15 protein-coding genes are annotated in these 14,804 nt (G+C 38.4%); 4 read left to right on the forward strand and 11 right to left on the reverse strand.

Going from position 1 to position 14,804, the window contains the following annotated elements:
* The first annotated feature begins 74 nt into the window (after positions 1-74).
* Positions 75-809, forward strand: coding sequence for a hypothetical protein (locus AC0UA9_RS14745; RefSeq protein WP_475661070.1), 735 nt, complete (start codon positions 75-77; stop codon positions 807-809).
* A gap of 140 nt (positions 810-949) precedes the next feature.
* Complete coding sequence (locus AC0UA9_RS14750) at positions 950-1,126, forward strand: DUF3545 family protein (RefSeq protein ID WP_475661072.1); 177 nt, start codon at positions 950-952, stop codon at positions 1,124-1,126.
* A gap of 294 nt (positions 1,127-1,420) precedes the next feature.
* Here the strand turns inward: AC0UA9_RS14750 and AC0UA9_RS14755 are convergent, their stop codons facing one another.
* The 8 genes from AC0UA9_RS14755 to AC0UA9_RS14790 form a co-directional block, all read right to left on the reverse strand.
* Positions 1,421-1,846: a hypothetical protein gene (locus AC0UA9_RS14755; protein ID WP_475661074.1), complete on the reverse strand. Its 426-nt coding sequence runs from the start codon at positions 1,844-1,846 to the stop codon at positions 1,421-1,423.
* 139 nt (positions 1,847-1,985) lie between these two features.
* Positions 1,986-2,558 carry a uracil-DNA glycosylase family protein gene (locus tag AC0UA9_RS14760; protein ID WP_475661076.1) on the reverse strand — a complete coding sequence of 191 codons (573 nt, stop codon included), beginning with the start codon at positions 2,556-2,558 and terminating at the stop codon, positions 1,986-1,988.
* A 27-nt stretch (positions 2,559-2,585) separates the two neighbouring features.
* Positions 2,586-2,822: a cysteine-rich CWC family protein gene (locus AC0UA9_RS14765; RefSeq protein WP_475661077.1), complete on the reverse strand. Its 237-nt coding sequence runs from the start codon at positions 2,820-2,822 to the stop codon at positions 2,586-2,588.
* Positions 2,823-3,063: 241 nt separating this feature from the next.
* Complete coding sequence (gene phoU, locus AC0UA9_RS14770) at positions 3,064-3,828, reverse strand: phosphate signaling complex protein PhoU (RefSeq protein WP_475661078.1); 765 nt, start codon at positions 3,826-3,828, stop codon at positions 3,064-3,066.
* Positions 3,829-3,839: 11 nt separating this feature from the next.
* Positions 3,840-4,688 (reverse strand): phosphate ABC transporter ATP-binding protein PstB, encoded by an 849-nt coding sequence (gene pstB, locus AC0UA9_RS14775; protein WP_475661080.1) that lies wholly within the window; start codon positions 4,686-4,688, stop codon positions 3,840-3,842.
* Positions 4,689-6,023, reverse strand: coding sequence for a phosphate ABC transporter permease PstA (pstA, locus tag AC0UA9_RS14780; protein WP_475661082.1), 1,335 nt, complete (start codon positions 6,021-6,023; stop codon positions 4,689-4,691). It abuts the gene before it with no gap.
* Positions 6,024-6,066: 43 nt separating this feature from the next.
* A complete protein-coding gene (pstC, locus tag AC0UA9_RS14785) occupies positions 6,067-7,500 on the reverse strand; it encodes a phosphate ABC transporter permease subunit PstC (protein WP_475661084.1) in 1,434 nt (477 codons plus the stop codon).
* 120 nt (positions 7,501-7,620) lie between these two features.
* A complete protein-coding gene (locus tag AC0UA9_RS14790) occupies positions 7,621-8,700 on the reverse strand; it encodes a substrate-binding domain-containing protein (RefSeq protein ID WP_475661086.1) in 1,080 nt (359 codons plus the stop codon).
* Between the two features lie 379 nt (positions 8,701-9,079).
* Here AC0UA9_RS14790 and AC0UA9_RS14795 point away from each other — a divergent pair, with 379 nt between their 5' ends.
* On the forward strand, positions 9,080-10,177 hold the full coding sequence (locus AC0UA9_RS14795) for a 3-deoxy-7-phosphoheptulonate synthase (RefSeq protein WP_475661089.1): 1,098 nt from the start codon (positions 9,080-9,082) through the stop codon (positions 10,175-10,177).
* 140 nt (positions 10,178-10,317) lie between these two features.
* Positions 10,318-11,451 (forward strand): bifunctional chorismate mutase/prephenate dehydrogenase, encoded by a 1,134-nt coding sequence (gene tyrA, locus AC0UA9_RS14800; RefSeq protein WP_475661090.1) that lies wholly within the window; start codon positions 10,318-10,320, stop codon positions 11,449-11,451.
* 80 nt (positions 11,452-11,531) lie between these two features.
* Here tyrA and AC0UA9_RS14805 read toward each other — a convergent pair whose 3' ends face one another.
* From AC0UA9_RS14805 to AC0UA9_RS14815, 3 genes are all read right to left on the reverse strand, one after another.
* Positions 11,532-13,055 (reverse strand): methyl-accepting chemotaxis protein, encoded by a 1,524-nt coding sequence (locus tag AC0UA9_RS14805; protein WP_475661093.1) that lies wholly within the window; start codon positions 13,053-13,055, stop codon positions 11,532-11,534.
* Between the two features lie 113 nt (positions 13,056-13,168).
* On the reverse strand, positions 13,169-13,780 hold the full coding sequence (locus AC0UA9_RS14810; RefSeq protein WP_475661095.1) for a hypothetical protein: 612 nt from the start codon (positions 13,778-13,780) through the stop codon (positions 13,169-13,171).
* Between the two features lie 146 nt (positions 13,781-13,926).
* Positions 13,927-14,700: a hypothetical protein gene (locus AC0UA9_RS14815; RefSeq protein WP_475661098.1), complete on the reverse strand. Its 774-nt coding sequence runs from the start codon at positions 14,698-14,700 to the stop codon at positions 13,927-13,929.
* Positions 14,701-14,804 lie beyond the last annotated feature (104 nt).

Below are 14,804 nucleotides of genomic sequence, written 5' to 3' on the forward strand. Positions count from 1 at the left end.
ACCTATTGCAGTAACTGCTTTGCTATTTACGCAATTATTTCGGTGGCTGTCTGTTTAACAAAGGTAAATATTTTATGATTAATAACACCATTGGTAATAAAAAACAGCAATCATGTCTAGTGAAATGCTGCTGTTATGGTTTACTTATTTTGTTTACATTATTTATCTTCGCTATTGCTCAAACTATTGCACTTTATCTGAGTCATTATGAGTTAAGTTCTATGTATGTCTCTTTTTGCGCAGGCTTTATTCTTTTCACTCCATTAATTGTGTTAGTTTTACACCCCCTCATTTTTATTAAAAAAAATAATGAGACCTACTCTCATTTTTCAATATTAATGAAAAATGCGGCCTTAGTGATTTTAATACAAAGCTTGTTCTTTTTAATTTGGATGACGGATGCTATTGCAGTTTATAGTATTTATGTGGACCAAAACTCACTACTCGCCAAGGTCTTTAATGTTAGCCGTGCGAACAGCGCTGACTTAAGTCAGGAGTTTTTTGTTTTTAACTTGTTCTTAGCTTGGTTGTTTTCTTTGCTCTCTTTAGTGTTAGGAGTAATGCCGTGCCTAATTGCTCGCATAAACAATAACGGTGTGGTAAAAAATTTTGTGGCCGCTTTTATGTTTGCTAAAAAACATAAGGCTAAGCTTGCATGGTTTGCGTTGTTAATTGCAGCTTCTACTGTTTTACCTTTACTCTATAGTAAATATATCTTTTTAGTGAGCTTCCCTATGGTAATTTCGGTCATATTTACCGATTTAGCTAACACCATTGTAAAACAGAAAATCAACGCAATTAATTGCTGAAAATAACATTGTTTGCAATGTACTCTGGCTCATACTGCAATGGGGACTTACACCTAGCAGTACCTTTAATATTTTTGTAACCTAATTGCAATATTAACGATTTATATTAATAAGAAACTATAGCTACAAGAGTATTTATTATGCAAGATGAATCATGGCAAGCACTAGACTTTAGTGAATTTGATGAAGATGAACAATTTGTGAGAAAGAAAAATAAAAAGCAAAGTAAGCGAAAATGGCGAGAAATAGAGGCTTATAAAGAGCAACAACGTGAAAAAAGAGAGTTTGACTTGTCCGAAAGTTATTACGAGTTTTAGTTACGTGCTGTTGTGGTGTAGTAGAGCCTATCTAATCCGACATTTTTACATTATGGGTTTGACCAAATAGTAGAGTTAATGAGTTCTTCTATGAGCGAAAAACAGGCGCTTGGTCAAACTCATTTTGGGGCACTTTATAGCCAGTAAGTTTTATCAAACATACTAATTTTTACTAGCGATAAACATAGTTATTCGTTAATAAACCGGTGTAGGGTCAAAAGTGTGCAAATTGCTCACTTCCTGAATATGAGCAAGTTAATAGTTATTAGGCGACAATCTTTTTATTTAAACAGGTTAATCTTTTAGTAATTTATCTACTAACCATTGATTGTCGCTTTTAACTAGCCGCATTCTCTTATAGTCTTTATAGGTATTGCCATCACGTTTACCTGTAAATTGTATAATAACAATAGCTTGAATTTTAGTGTCTTCAATAATCTCCTTTTTCTTAATGCTCACATGTAATAAAGTAGAGTCAAAAGTCATATTGAAAAAGTGGCGAGCCACGTTACTGGCGGTATGGTATTTTTCAATTTCTTCTTGAAAATTCGCCGAGCTAAACAAAATTGCTTTGTCGATATTTTTATCATTATAAAGTGCATTAAAAAAAGCGGTGGCTACTTGCCTTTCTGTCATTTCAGGCGCTATATCCGTATTACAACCCCATAAAATACTTGATAAAAAGAGTAATAAAAGCGCTGGTTTTTTGAGTATATTCATTATTGCAATGGGTCCAGTCAGGTCTATGGGGGGAATTATAAATCACAATAAGATAACATACGATGGTTTCTACTTCATTTCAATCTAAGCTTGTTGATAAAACATAGTATTTTTATTGGCACACCCCAGTAGTTTATCGTTAGGGAGCAATGATTGCTTGTATCCGCTTTTGCAGAGTAGAGATAACATCGTTCTCAAACCAAGGATTTTTCTTTAACCAAATATTATTCCTAGGGCTTGGGTGGGGAAGTACTATTTTATTTGACATTAACAGTGTTTGCCACTGGCGTGCAAGCGTGGTGATAGGTGATTTTGACTGTAAGTGCCAAGCAATGGCATATTTTCCTAAGATAACCGTGAGTGTTACCTCACAGAGCTGCGTTAATAATTGATTACGCCATGTTTGTGCACATAGTGGTATTGGTGGGAGATCGCCAGATTTACCTTTGCCTGGGTAACAAAAACTCATCGGTAGAATGGCGAATAAGCTGGCATCGTAAAATTGATCTTTACTAACACCTAGCCAAGATCTTAACCTATCACCACTTTTATCCTCAAAAGGAGTAGACGCTTGGTGCGCTCTAATACCTGGGGCTTGGCCCACAATAAGAATTTTACTTGTGCTACTTAGTTGCAGTATAGGGTTGGGCTCAAAGGGAAGAATAGATTCACATAACCTACATTGTTTCACTTGTGCGAGTAAGCTTGTCATTATTTCTCTGGTTTTTGATGTGTATAGTTAAAGGTTAGTAGCCACTGGCTGTGTTGTAAAGAAAGCGGGGTTTTTATTAAATAACTCAATACAAGCAAAGCAAATGCATGTTTTGTTCTGAAATGGTGTTGGTACAAGCGCAATAAGGGCAGCGGGTATTATCGTATCGTTGCACCAGCAAGGTTTGTTAGTACTCGCTTTGCAACGGTTTAATCTCTGACAAAAGGGACATGACTCGGCGGCAATAATATTGTTTTTTGGCATAATGCTCACATAAAGGGCAATTACATCCCAGGTTAAATTTGGGCTTAAACCTTAGCTTGAGCTTAGGTTAATAAGTGAGTTTACAAAATTTTTATATCAGCGTGAAGTGGCTTGCTCAGTAATAAGAGTGTTAGTTCAAGGGGAGAGCATAAAGTAGGCGTAAAGAGCCAAACTAATGGGGAGCTTTATTCTGTAGTTTGTATAATGTCTGCTACGCCTTTATATTATTGATGTCGATACGTTAGTTATTCATGGACGACTTAATTTGTTCAATAGTCGCATGGCGAACATCCTTTCCCTCAACCAGGTAAATAATGTATTCAGATAAGTTAGTGGTGTGATCGCTAATGCGCTCTAAAGCTCTAGCACACCAAGTAACCCGTAAAGCATTTTTTATTTCACGTGGATTTTCCATCATTTTGGTGACTAACAAACGAGAAATATTATCAAACTCTTCATCAACCACATTATCATTTTTGATAATTTCTAAGGCGGCTGTCACGTCCATTTGAGCATAAGCAATTAATGCTGTATTTAAGGTTTCGCTCACGTGCTTACCTAAATGCTTTAATTCAACCGGAGGTCTAGCGCCTTCAGTTTCAGCAAAACTTCCCTTGGCGAGTTTTATCGCATTTTTACCAAGCTTTACTGCCTCATCGCCAATGCGCTCCAAGTCAGTAATACTTTTAATTACACTAACAAGCAAGCGTAAGTCGCTTGCTGCTGGCTGTCTTCGGGCTAAAATTTGTGTACAGTATTCATCAATCTCTAACTCCATTGCATTGATTTTTTTATCACGCTGTATTACCTCGGCAGCTAACTCTTCATCCGCATTGATTAGTGCACTGAGACCATCGTTCACTTGTTGTTCAACTAATGTCCCCATGTTCACCACTAAAGTTCTCACTTGTTCTAGCTCTTCATTAAAACGACGTGAAATATGTTTATTTAACTGTAACTTGGTAGTGAAGCCTGTTAATTTATTTATACTATCTTGCTTGGTCATATTGCTCTCCATTAACCGAAACGGCCTGTAATATAGTTTTCAGTTAGCTTATGTTTTGGGCGGGTGAAAATATCTTCAGTTTTGCCCATTTCAACTAGTTTTCCAAGGTGGAAATACGCAGTATGTTGTGAAACACGGGCGGCTTGCTGCATTGAATGGGTCACAATGGCGATGGTATATTTTTCTTTTAGCTCATCAATTAATTCTTCAATAATAGCGGTAGCAATAGGGTCAAGTGCAGAAGCAGGTTCGTCCATTAATATCACTTCAGGGCTAACCGCAATAGTTCTTGCAATACACAAGCGTTGCTGCTGACCACCAGAAAGGCCAGTACCAGGGTCTTTTAGCCTGTCTTTAACTTCATTGAATAAACCTGCTCTTTGCAAGCTGCTTTCAACGATTTCATCTAGTTGTGCTTTGCTGTTGGTTAGACCATGTATGCGAGCACCATAGGCGACATTGTCATAAATTGACTTTGGAAAAGGGTTAGGCTTTTGAAAGACCATACCCACGCGCGCTCGTAACAATACGGGATCTAAATCTTTGGCATAAATGTCGTCATGATCTAGCGTAAACTGTCCCGTTACTTGGCAAATATCAATGGTATCATTCATTCGGTTTAAGCAGCGTAAAAACGTAGACTTTCCACAACCAGACGGGCCAATAAGTGAGGTAACTTGGTTTTTGGCTAAGTCTAAACTGACATTATGGATGGCTTGTTTATCCCCATGTTCTTTATTTTTGTAATAGACATTAGCATTACGAATAGACATTTTGGCATTGTCTGCATAAATATTGCCAACGGTGTCAGTTGGCGCCATTTGCGCCAATGTATTTTCTTTTAAATTACTTTTATTCATTTATTTTTTCTCAAACTTAGACCGCAACAATGTTGCTGTTATATTCACTGCCAATAATAGTGCAAGTAACACTAAAATAGCCGCCGAGGTTTTTGCTAAAAATGCTCTTTCGGGGCTGTCTGCCCATAAAAATATTTGTACTGGTAATACAGTGGCTGAATCAACAAAGCTGGTTGGTACATCTACAATAAAAGCAACCATACCAATCATTAATAATGGTGCAGTTTCACCCAGTGCTTGGGCAATACCTATAATCCCACCGGTAATAATACCGGGCATGGCTTGAGGTAATACATGAGAGAAAGTAACTTGCATTTTAGAAGCACCTAAACCTAAAGCAGCCTCTCTTAGAGATGGCGGTACGGCTTTTATTGCAGCACGACTGGCTATAATAACTGTTGGTAAGGTCATTAAAGTTAATACAATACCCCCAACTAAAGGGGCTGAACGCGGCAGTTCAAATATATTAATGATAACGGCTAAACCGAGTAAGCCGAAGACAATGGAGGGTACAGCAGCTAGATTATTTATGTTAATTTCTATTAGGTCGGTCCAGCGGTTTTTAGGGGCAAATTCTTCTAAATAAATGGCGCCGGCAACACCTAAAGGGAATGACAGTAGCAAGGTAATAAACATGGTTAATAGGGTGCCGGTTAACGCGCCTCTTATCCCAGCAAGTTCTGGTTCACGTGAGTCGCTGGCGGTAAAAAAGCTTATGTTAAAGCGGCTTTGAATTCGTTGTTCGCTTGCTAATTTTGCTATCCATAACGCTTCTTGGTCGTTAATGCGCAAACCAGGCTCGCCTAAGGCAAAATTTGCTTTGAGATAACTGTCTACGTCATCATCAAGCCTTACCCAGACGCTTACCTGTTTATTGAGCTGTTCAGGCGCAGCAATCAAGGCTTTTTTTAGCGTAAATTCGGCATTACTTGAGAATAAGCCAGAAAGCAGACGCTTTTCTTGCCGACTTAGCTTTGCATCTTTGTGGGGCAAAAACATTTGGTAACTGGAGTCTCGTAATACTTTACGGTAGTTTGCTGTTTGTAATTGTTTAGCCAGCGTACTTGGGCTATGGCTGTTGTCTATGTTTAACCAGCTACTTTTATAGTGAATATCGAGTTTAACCCAATGTTGATGAAAAGCAGGTAATGCTTTAAATGTGATATCACTAAGTAAAATAAGCACTAACATAAAACCAAAAAGTACAGCCGATAAACCAATGGCTTTAAAACGTCTTTCTTTTTTATGTCGGCCTTGAAGGCTCAATGCCACCTTTTCTGTCGTAGAAAGAGAAGCAATAGCGGGCGTGGGTGAAGCCGTAGTATGGTTATTCATTGTGCTCACCTTTGTAGGACTGTTCGTTGAACTTTTTATTAAATTAGTCATATTGCTCTCTGTATTTTCTAACGACTTTGAGTGCGATCATGTTTAAGCCAAGGGTAGTGATAAATAGCATTAAACCCAGCGCAAATGCAGCTAAGGTTTTCGGGCTATCAAATTCTTGGTCGCCAGTCAGTAAAGTAACAATTTGTACCGTTACTGTCGTCACTGAATCAAGGGGGTTTGCGGTTAACTTAGCAGCCATTCCTGCAGCCATGACTACAATCATGGTTTCACCTATTGCTCGAGACACGGCTAATAAAATTGCACCAACGATCCCTGGCAGTGCAGCGGGTATTAATACGTTAACAACAGTTTCGCTTTTGGTGGCGCCCATCCCTAAAGAAGCTTCTTTTAAGGCATTAGGCACAGCACTTATTGCATCTTCTGACAATGAAGAAACAAAAGGAATGATCATAGTGCCCATTACTAAACCGGCAGCTAGTGCACTTTCAGAAGCAACGCTTAAGCCAAGTGATTCGCCTAAATTCCTGATTACAGGCGCAACCGTTAAAGCGGCAAAAAAACCATACACAACCGTTGGAATGCCGGCGAGTACTTCCAACATTGGTTTGGCAAAGCCACGTAATCTAGGGCTAGCATATTGAGATAAATAAATTGCAATCATTAAGCCTACTGGGACGGCTAATAACATGGCTATTAGAGTAATTAACATGGTGCCAGCAAATAATGGCACTGCGCCAAAACTCCCAGAGCCCGCAACTTGGTCAACACGCATGGCAGTTTGTGGGCTCCATTGGGTACCAAACATAAACTCCATAGCAGGGACACTGTTAAAAAAGCGAATAGATTCGAACAATACAGAAATAACAATGCCAACTGTAGTTAGAATAGCAATGCCAGAAGCAGCAACCAATAATACGTGTATTATGGCTTCAGACTTTTGTCGCGCCTTGTAGGTAAGCGTAAACTTTCTCACAAGTAAAACCACGCTAGTCCCAGCAATAACCAATACTAAACCACTCTTTAACCAAGTTGCTTTTTGGTTTAGCTCTTGCAAGGTTAGTGCGGCGGTAAACTGTTCAAATAACGCGGCATTATTATGGTTATTTATACTGTGTAATTCGATATTTCTTAAGAGTGATTGAGCGGTTTCTGTCGCGGCAATGGAACGAATATTATTAAAATATAAACCTAGCTCAACTGTTGACAACGCTTGTATGTGTGATGGGAGTGTTGTGGTGAGTAGTTGCTCTACCACAAATTGCTCAGCACTATTAAAAATTAATAAGGTAATGAGTGCAGGTATACCACAAACCATAGCGGTGAGTAGGCCAAATTGCTCAGGGAGGCAAGTAAGGTTGTTTTTGTGTTTTGTTCCACCTGCAACCTTTAAAGAGCGTTGTACGCCAAACCAATAGCTAAAAAGAGTAAAGCCAAGAAGAACAAGGAAAAGTAAGGGTGAATTCATATGTTAAGAACCAATTTCTTCAAATAAAATAACAAAGTGAGTAAGCGAATAACGCATAGGCGAGAAATAAATTCTCGCCTAGGGTAGCAAAGAGGCTAGTTAACTCAGTCGTTAAGCGGGTTATTGCGCTAATACTAAAGGGGTTAGTGATAAGACATTTTCGCGTACACTTTTTAGCTTTTCTTCGCCTAATGGTATTAAGCCTTTATCTGTTAAGTAGCCCTCATCACCCATGGCAGCATCACTAGTATATTCCGTTAAAAACTCCATTATTCCGGGAACTTTGCCCACATGAGCATTCTTCACATAAAAATATAATGGTCGAGCGACTTTGTATGAGCCATCAGTAATACTTTCAAAAGAAGGGCCTTGGCCGTTGATCACAGACCCTTGCAGAGTGTCGCTATTTTGATCTAAAAAACTAAAACCAAAAACACCAAAAGCTTTAGGGTTAGCGGTAAGTTTTTGCACTATTAGGTTGTCGTTTTCACCTGCTTCAATATAAGTGTGGTCTTCACGAACGCTATGACAAATTTCTTTAAATTTGGCTTTATCTTGTTTTTTTATTGCTTTAATCCATGGAAACTCAGTGCAACCGCCTTCTAAAACTAATTCAACAAAGGCATCACGCGTCCCTGATGTTGGTGGTGGGCCTAATACTTCAATTTTATTAGCAGGTAAAGAAGGGTTGATCTCGTTCCAAAACTTATAAGGATTAGCCACAAGTTGCTGGCTACCATTTGTTGCAGGTACTTTTTTGGCTAACGCTAAAAAAATTTCTTTAACCGAAATATGCATTAAGTCCACTGTGTTTGAGTTAGCCATAACAATGCCATCGTAACCAATCAGCACTTCAGTAATGTTATTAACACCATTTTTAGCGCATAGCGCTAATTCTGTTTTTTTGATCCGACGAGAAGCATTTGAAAGATCAGGGGTGTTAATGGCATTACTGCTGCAAAATAACTTCATACCCCCTCCAGTGCCTGTAGACTCTATTTTAGGGGTGTTAAAGTCGGTTGTTTTACCGAAGCGCTCAGCCACTACCGTTGAAAAAGGATACACAGTTGAAGAGCCCACAGCGGTTATTGTGTCGCGACTACTTGCGTAGGAGCTGCTGGTGCCAATGATAAAAATGGCAGCGATTAAAGGCAAAGTTAAGCGTGTTTTGAGTAATCTAGTTTTCATCATCTTGTTCATATTATTTCTTACCTTGTTGATACTATTTATCACTTTGTTAAGCATTAAGCGCTAAGTGTTGAAAGCTATAAAAGTTGTTAAATCAGTAGTACTAATTGCAGGTTAGTGTAGAAATTGAATGTGACAGTTACATGACACAAATGTGACGGTTATATGAAAAAGGAGATATATGCTTAATATGTCAATTTATACTGTACTCTATTAGAATAATGTGTAAAAATATCATTACAAACGACGTAAATAATACTTTACGATTTTATGTTTTTATTTGTTAGTAAGCTGTAAGCAATTTAATTTACGCTTTTATCTTTTCAATATTTTCTGTAAATCTTGTTTTATCTCTACGTATGTCTAATTTATTAATTTTTAGGAATGAACTATGGCAACTTTAGCCGCTGAGAACACTGCCCACAAAAGCACCTTAAACGATATTCATGTTAACGAAGAGCTGGTATTAATAACGCCAGAGCAGCTTAGAGAAGAGCTACCATTAAAGGATCCAGGTAGAGCGTTTGTGAAGTCAGCGCGTAAAATTATTGCCGACATTACACACAAACGTGACCCGCGTTTACTTGTAATAAGTGGGCCATGTTCGGTTCATGATATTGATGCAGCCAAAGAGTATGCGCGCGAGCTGAAAAAACTTCATGACCAGTACCAAGACTCATTGTATATAGTGATGCGTGTTTACTTTGAGAAGCCAAGAACAACTGTTGGTTGGAAAGGGTTAATCAATGATCCACATATGGATGGCTCTTTTGATGTGGAAACTGGTCTGAGAAAAGCAAGAGAGTTATTGCTTTATTTAACCGAGTTAGGCTTACCACTTGCCACTGAAGCGCTTGACCCTATAAGCCCACAATACTTGGCTGAGCTGTTTAGTTGGTCAGCAATTGGAGCGAGAACAACAGAGTCACAAACACACAGAGAAATGGCAAGTGGTTTATCAATGCCAATAGGCTTTAAAAATGGCACAAATGGTAGCTTAGATGTAGCTATCAATGCCCTACAGTCGGCAGCTTCGTCGCACCGTTTTATGGGCATAAACCCTCAAGGGCAGGTTGCTTTAATTAAAACATCGGGCAACCCTGATGGTCATGTTATTTTACGTGGTGGTAAACAACCTAATTATGACAGCGTTAATATCAGTGACTGCGAAGAAAACTTAGCAAAGCATGGCTTAAAGTCAGGCATTGTGGTGGATTGTAGTCACGGTAACTCTAATAAAGATTACCGACGCCAACCGCTAGTAGCAACCAATGTGTTTAATCAAATTGTTGAAGGTAACAAGTCCATTATTGGCATCATGCTTGAGAGTAATCTAAAAGCGGGCAATCAAAGTAGTGATTTATCCTTTGCAGAAATGGAATACGGTGTTTCGGTTACAGATGCTTGTATTGACCTAGACAGCACAAAAACGTTATTAGCAGAAGCTAATACTATGCTGACTTTACCGCTTAAGCGACGTATCAAATAATTTGTTGGTCATTGATGTATAAGCAATATTGGTTTGCTAAAAGGTAATGCTTACGAAAAATAAACGCTGTTGATTTTTTCATTGGCGTTTATAATACTATTTTTTAAGTTAACCCTATTTCATTAAGAATAAGAGAAGCCATGAGTGATTTTGACGACAATCTTAAAATGCTACGCGATGAAATTGATACCATTGATAGTCAGTTAGTTACTTTGTTGGCCGAACGCCTTGCTATAACAGCGAAAGTTGGTGCGTTAAAAAGTCGCGCAGGAAAGCCTATTTTTGCGCCAGACAGAGAAGCTGCCCTCATTCAACAACGCCGAGCCCAAGCTGAGCAAAGTGGCTTAAGTGGTGACTTAATCGAAGATGTTTTACGCCGGTTAATGCGCGACTCGTACATTAGCCAAGACGCGAGTGGTTATCAATGCATTAATCCTGACTGTAAAAAAGTTGTGATTGTGGGTGGTAAAGGGCAACTGGGTAGCATTTTTGTTGATCTATTTCAGCGCTCTAGTTATCAAGTTGCCATTATTGAACAAGACGACTGGCCTAATACTGATGCGATTATAGCAGATGCTTGTTTAGTGATTGTAGCGGTACCTATTCGTTTAACACCACAGGTTATTCAAAACTTAAATAACTTACCAGATGACTGTATTTTAGCTGATTTCACCAGCATAAAAGAATCACCCCTACACGAGATGATGAAAGCCCACAAAGGGCCGGTTGTAGGTTTACACCCGATGTTTGGTCCTGATGTCACTGGGTTAATTAAACAAACCATTATTGTTTGTCATGGGCGCGAAAAAGAAAAGTACCAATGGTTATTAAAACAATTTCAAGTATGGGGAGCGAAAACCTACCAGGTTTCAGCGCACGAACATGACCAAGCGATGTCAATGGTGCAAGTAATGCGACACTTCTCTACTATCGCTTATGGTTACCATTTAATGTCAGAAGGCGCAGATATTGAAAACCTGGTTAATATGAGCTCGCCTATTTATCGGTTAGAATTAATTATGGTGGGTCGGTTGTTTGCACAAGACCCTATATTATACTCTGATATTATTTTTTCTAACCCCGACAATATTACTATGATGAAGCGATTTGCTTACCGGTTTTTAGCTTTATTAGAAGATGTAGAAACAGGCGATAAAACCTCTTTTGTTAGCATGTTTAAACAGGTTTCGCACTGGTTTGGTGATTATGCCGACGACTTTTTAGCTGAAAGTAAAACCATGCTATTAAAGGCTAATGAATTAAAAAAATATTAGCCTTGTTTATCGACATCGGAGGGCATTATTTGTAGGCAGTAATTAATTTAGTTGCGTTTTTTGTTTCATATTGCTTGCAACTATTTACTGCCTTGCGGGATAAAAGTATTAGCTAGATCGCTAATATCGTCAACACTGTTGGCCAATACCTGCATTTGCTTAGCAACATTGTCTGTTTCTGAGGCTGTTTTTTCTGTGGTTTTACTAATATCATCAAGATGACTTTTTATTTGCGTAGATACCATGCTTTGCTCTTCTGCTGCCGTTGCTATTTGTGTAGCAGCATGGCTAATACTTTGCATTCTATCAACTACTGAGTCTATTGTACTATGTGAGTCGTTTGCACTGTCAACGCAAAAATTTGCCTCATCTTTATTTTTATTCATTAACTCAACCCATTGCTCTATGGTGTTAAGCATAACCGTTAAACGTTGATGGATTTCTTTGGCAGAGTCTTGTGTGCGAGATGACAGGTTCCTCACTTCATCGGCAACTACGGCAAACCCACGACCATGTTCACCAGCACGAGCAGCTTCTATGGCAGCGTTGAGCGCGAGTAAATTGGTTTGATCGGCAATCGACTGTATATCATCCATTAACTCACCCACACTATTAGCCGAACGTGTTAGGCTGTCAGCTGAACTTGAAGCATTTTCAACTGATTTCGCTAATTTTTTTATTTTATCTGTTGTTTGGTAAATAGCTTGCTGAGCTTGTTCACACTGGGCAAAAGTACTCTCTAAATCGCCAGCAGCAAGGGTTGTATTTTGCGCAATATCTGTGGTTGATAATTGCATTTGAGCCATAGAAATATTGAGATCCTCAATCCCTATTTTTTGCTCTGCTAACGTTTCTCTACTTTCATTAAGCCCCTGTGATACTTCTGCCATAACGGACTTTATCGGAGTGGCGGCATCGAGGGTTCGTTCTAAAATAGCCTTTATTTTAGTCTTTAGCATTGAAAAATTAAAATCAAAAATACTGGCAGTTCCTTTACCAAAGTATACCTTTCTGGAAATTGAGTCGAAGGTGTTTTGCATTTTTTGCGCTCGCTGCGCTGTAGGAATAATATCAGACCAAAAAACTAAAATAGGGGCAGTTGCGCTGAGCGCGGCAATAATTGAAGAGGCTAGCCCTAAAGTGGAAAATATATAAGCTTGCGTGACGACTGATAACAACACAAGAAATAAAAATTTATGGTTTTTGGTTAGTTCAAAGGTTGCCCATTGACTTTGTCTATTCAGCGCGCTGTAGATATGGCTCGCATTTTTTTGTAAGGCGGGCTCAGCCAACTTGCTTACCGATTGGTAGCCTGTAATATTACCATTTTCATATTGTGGGGTAGTGAAAGTATCAAGCCAAATGTCTTTGTCTTGTTTAACTTTCATATGCATAACCCCATGCCAAGAATAACCTTTTGATAGCGTGCTCGATAACTCATCAATTACACTATCTGGCATCTTAGTATGTGTTAAATCTTTAATATTTTTTTCGAGTAACTCAGAGTTGTTATAACCTGTGGCATGGCAATAATGCTCATTTACGTAAGTAAATTTACCTTTAAGATCAGTAACAGATATTAATTGCTGGTTCGTGGCTGTCATATACCCTCATTAAAGTTAAGGTTTAATTGAGTTAAGATATCAGTATTATTTGCTTAAATCTTGATCTAAATAAACAATTGACGATTTTTAATGATATTAAATTTAAGCGCCTATTAAAAACGGTATGCAAGACCAACAGAAGCTTGTGTATCAAACCATACTGCGCCGTCAAAGCTAGCGGCGCAAGTATCGCCTTGACAAAATAACATATCGTCGTTGTCTGTTAAGGTAGCATAACCGCGTAGTTCGGTAATGAAAGCTAAACTATCAGTAAACTCGTATCGTGTTCCAATAGCGGCAGAAAATGAAGGATAAATAACGCTTTCAAAATCACTGTTAAAATACGTGAGCCCAACACCTAAACTCACCGTGGTGATATAGTTTCTTTCTTTTATGAATGAAATACCGCTAAAATGTGTATAAAGCGTGTCAAAATCATGTAGTGATTGGTCAACATCGCTGGTGAAGTCGCGAGCAATATAATTTACTTGCACTTGCCCTTGTCCTACTGGTGAATCTTGCCAAGCAAACGCTAGAGCAAAGTTAGGCGCGTTACTGGTCGATAAGCTGTTATCGGTCGAACTTAGTAAGTCTGGGCCGAAAGTTTTTCCTACTGTTGCGGTGAATTCAAACTCAGTCGCATGTAAGGACGTTGAGCATATTAACGCATACCAAAGCGTGCAAATGGCAACTTTGGTAAAAGACAAAAACATCAATGAGGGCATAATTGAATAATCCTGTTGTTATTATAAAAGCCTTAATGCTTACTGTATGACTTTATAAAAGTAGAAAACTTGTTTATTTTTTATTAGCTTACTCTGCTATGTAGGTAAAAAACAAGCAGTAAAAACTGATGTTGTAAATATATTTTTTATTTCGTTTTACTTTTTTCTATTTGCTGGGCTAATTTAAGGACTGTTAGTAAAACCTCACCGCCGATTTGATTAGTAACTAAGCCTTCACTACCACCAATAGTGCCCAGTTTAATATTATTGGTGTGTATTGATTCAGTTAAGCCCGCTGTTGTTATGTTTAGCGTTAACTGGCTTATGTTAATGGCAGCTATTTTAATTTTTTGCTGGGCTTTACCCCGACTTTTACTTTGCTTGGTGTGTTCAACGATAGGGCCTGCTTGTGGGTTTTGCTTGGCATATTGTTCAGCATTAAGCTCAGGGTGGTTTTGCGCATATAGCTTAGCACTGATTGCAGGGTAGCTTTGAGGGTAATCAGTAGCGAGGGTTAAACGAGCCTTGTTGATTAACTGCGCTATATTATTGGTATTGTTTTTGTATTCTAAATTTATGGTGAGTTGATTAATTGTTACCTTGCTTATGTCAGTAACCAAAGCCTGCTCTTTGGCAGGTATCTCAACCAAAACGGTATCGAATGCGAGTATGTTTTTGGCTTTATAACCAGCTAAATTTGCTAAGGTTAGTGTATCAAGCCTCACACTACTGGTACCTGTAGATATATCGCCTTCAGAAAAATTAGCGACTGAGAGCGTTGTATTTTGGCCACTATAATATTGCCCTTGCAATTCAATTTGGCTTTTTAAATATTCATTCAATGAGCCATTCGCTAAATACCACAGCATAGCGCTAAAAAATAACAGTAAAGTAAAAGCTAAAATAGCTAATTTGTTCAAAATAGTATCTCTATTTGCGTTTAATGGTTGATATTTTAAGGTAAATTGTTGTTTAGGTAAATGCCATGTTTACAGCGTTACGTTATACTAAGTGAGTTTTCTTA

It is taken from the genome of Colwellia sp. F1 (genome assembly GCF_056238625.1).

Coding starts and splice junctions, on each gene's coding strand:
- AC0UA9_RS14745 (WP_475661070.1), top strand. CDS start 75: ATGATTAATAACACCATTGGTAATAAAAAACAGCAATCATGTCTAGTG.
- AC0UA9_RS14750 (WP_475661072.1), top strand. CDS start 950: ATGCAAGATGAATCATGGCAAGCACTAGACTTTAGTGAATTTGATGAA.
- AC0UA9_RS14755 (WP_475661074.1), bottom strand. CDS start 1,846: ATGAATATACTCAAAAAACCAGCGCTTTTATTACTCTTTTTATCAAGT.
- tyrA (WP_475661090.1), top strand. CDS start 10,318: ATGAGTGATTTTGACGACAATCTTAAAATGCTACGCGATGAAATTGAT.
- AC0UA9_RS14795 (WP_475661089.1), top strand. CDS start 9,080: ATGGCAACTTTAGCCGCTGAGAACACTGCCCACAAAAGCACCTTAAAC.
- pstA (WP_475661082.1), bottom strand. CDS start 6,023: ATGAATAACCATACTACGGCTTCACCCACGCCCGCTATTGCTTCTCTT.
- AC0UA9_RS14810 (WP_475661095.1), bottom strand. CDS start 13,780: ATGCCCTCATTGATGTTTTTGTCTTTTACCAAAGTTGCCATTTGCACG.
- pstB (WP_475661080.1), bottom strand. CDS start 4,688: ATGAATAAAAGTAATTTAAAAGAAAATACATTGGCGCAAATGGCGCCA.
- phoU (WP_475661078.1), bottom strand. CDS start 3,828: ATGACCAAGCAAGATAGTATAAATAAATTAACAGGCTTCACTACCAAG.
- AC0UA9_RS14760 (WP_475661076.1), bottom strand. CDS start 2,558: ATGACAAGCTTACTCGCACAAGTGAAACAATGTAGGTTATGTGAATCT.
- pstC (WP_475661084.1), bottom strand. CDS start 7,500: ATGAATTCACCCTTACTTTTCCTTGTTCTTCTTGGCTTTACTCTTTTT.
- AC0UA9_RS14805 (WP_475661093.1), bottom strand. CDS start 13,055: ATGACAGCCACGAACCAGCAATTAATATCTGTTACTGATCTTAAAGGT.
- AC0UA9_RS14765 (WP_475661077.1), bottom strand. CDS start 2,822: ATGCCAAAAAACAATATTATTGCCGCCGAGTCATGTCCCTTTTGTCAG.
- AC0UA9_RS14790 (WP_475661086.1), bottom strand. CDS start 8,700: ATGAACAAGATGATGAAAACTAGATTACTCAAAACACGCTTAACTTTG.